This window comes from Nostoc sp. UHCC 0252 (genome assembly GCF_034931145.1).
GTDB lineage: Bacteria > Cyanobacteriota > Cyanobacteriia > Cyanobacteriales > Nostocaceae > Nostoc.
Map to the genome: position 1 here is coordinate 9853 of NZ_JAYGHE010000050.1, position 2158 is coordinate 12010.

At 45.0% G+C, this 2158-nt stretch carries 1 protein-coding gene; it reads left to right on the plus strand.

Features of this window, described 5'->3' with window-relative positions:
• Window positions 1–262: 262 nt before the first annotated feature.
• Window positions 263–2158 (plus strand): AAA-like domain-containing protein (locus VB732_RS23795; protein ID WP_323233366.1); only part of this gene is annotated, 1896 nt, incomplete at its 3' end.

Sequence of the window (2158 nt, forward strand, 5' to 3'; positions counted from 1 at the left end):
ATTAATGAAGCTCAAAGACTCATTAATGGAGTTCAAAGACTCATTAATGGAGTTCAAAGCCTCATTAATGGAGTTCAATGGCTCATTTATCAGCTACAGATGTAAATCAGGTTAAAGAACGCAACCAACCTAAAATTGTTTTTACAGTAATTTTCAGGTAAATAGACAAAATGTATTACACAATGTCATTGTAAATGGAGCGATGCCAAAGTGCGGGCTACGCCTACGCCCTTTCGTTCCCCTTCTTCTCGGAGTCTGTTACATGGCTAATCCAACCATTTACACCGTAGGCGGGACTGTACAGGCTGGCGGTGGGATTTACATTCCCCGTCAAGCTGATGAAGAATTGCTGGGTTTATGTCGGTCGGCAACTTTTGCTTATGTACTGACACCTCGCCAAATGGGTAAGTCTAGCCTGATGGTACGCACGGCGCAAACCCTGACAGATGAGGGAATTCGCTCGGTAATTGTTGACCTCCAGGAATTGGGGGCAAGTGTCACAGCCGAACAGTGGTATTTTGGCTTTTTGGTCAAACTGGATGACCAACTCATGTTTGATACAGATGTGGTGAGTTGGTGGCAAGAACACGAGCATCTGGGAGTATCGCAACGGCTGACACAGTTTTTTGAGAGGGTTTTGCTGGCTGAGGTTGAAGGACAAGTGGTGATTTTTGTCGATGAAATTGACTCTACCCTCAGCCTGGATTTTACCGATGATTTTTTTATTGCAATTCGTTATCTCTATGTTGCGCGTGCGACTAATGCTGAATTTGGGCGGCTTTCTTTTGTCTTAATGGGGGTAGCGACTCCCGGCGATTTAATCAGCGATGCCAAGCGCACACCTTTTAATATTGGACAGCGTGTAGATTTAACTGATTTTACCTTTGAGGAAGCCTTACCCTTCGCTGAGGGATTGGGATTACCCAGCGATGAAGCCAAGCAGGTATTACGCCACGTGTTGAAGTGGACGGGGGGACATCCTTATTTAACGCAGCGTCTTTGTGGAGCCTTGGTTTTGATCCCCCCAACCCCCCTTAAAAAGGGGGGCAATGAACTTCTAGGTTTGGAGATTTCTCCAACCACCCTTAGTAACAGTTCTATTCTTCCGCCCTTCTTAAGGGGAGTTAGGGGGGATCGAGTCTTATCCGCAGCCGATGTAGACAGAATAGTTAACAGCACATTTTTTGGTGCAATGAGTGAGCAAGACAATAACCTGCAATTTGTCCGCGATATGCTGACTAAACGCTCACCAGACCGGGAGGTTTTGACTATTTACCGCCAGATTCGCCAGGGTAAGCGGGCGGTTGTTGATGAGGAGCAGTCTTTAGCTAAATCTCACTTGAAGCTGTCGGGGGTGGTGCGGCGGGAGAATAATGTTTTGCGGGTGCGGAATGAAATCTATCGGCAAGTCTTTGATTACAAGTGGATTAATAAACATTTGCCGTTTAACTTGCGGGATAGGTGGGAACAGCTTAAACCTGCACTGCCTTATGTGATTGTAATGGTAGTATTCTCGGCATTATCAGTGGGATTAACTGGGTATATTTATGAGCAAAATCTGATTGCCCAAGATGCCCGCGACAATGAAAAAGAGCAACGTTTAATTGCTCAAGATGCCCTGAAAAGAGAACAAACACAGCGACAAGAAGCAGACCGTCAAACTAAAAATGCTCAGAACCAGCAGAGAATAGCAGACAACCAGCGTCGAAGGGCTGAAGCAGGTGAGGCAGAAGCTAAATCGGCAGAGGAATTAGCTGAAAAACGAGGAGTAGACTTACAAAAAGCACTTGAGAAAACCAAAGCGGCTGAACAATTAGCCAGACAAAGACAAGCAGAAGCCGAAAAACAGCGAAACATTGCTCAAAAACAAGAACAGCAAGCAAATGCTGCCAAAGCCGATGCAGATAAACGCCGGATAAATGCAGAAATTCTTGCTGATAGCCTCAAATTACAAAACCTGCTGACATTAAATTTAGAACTTGATACTTTAATAGCAGGCTTGAAGTTAGGAAAACGACTCAAAACTCCAGATAAAAATGTAGAATCAGATACCCGCGTTTTGGCAGTAGCCACACTCCAGCAGGTAATTTATGGAGTCAAAGAACGTAATCGATTAGAAGCTCATAGCGATTCGGTTAGGGGCGTGGCATTTAGTCCC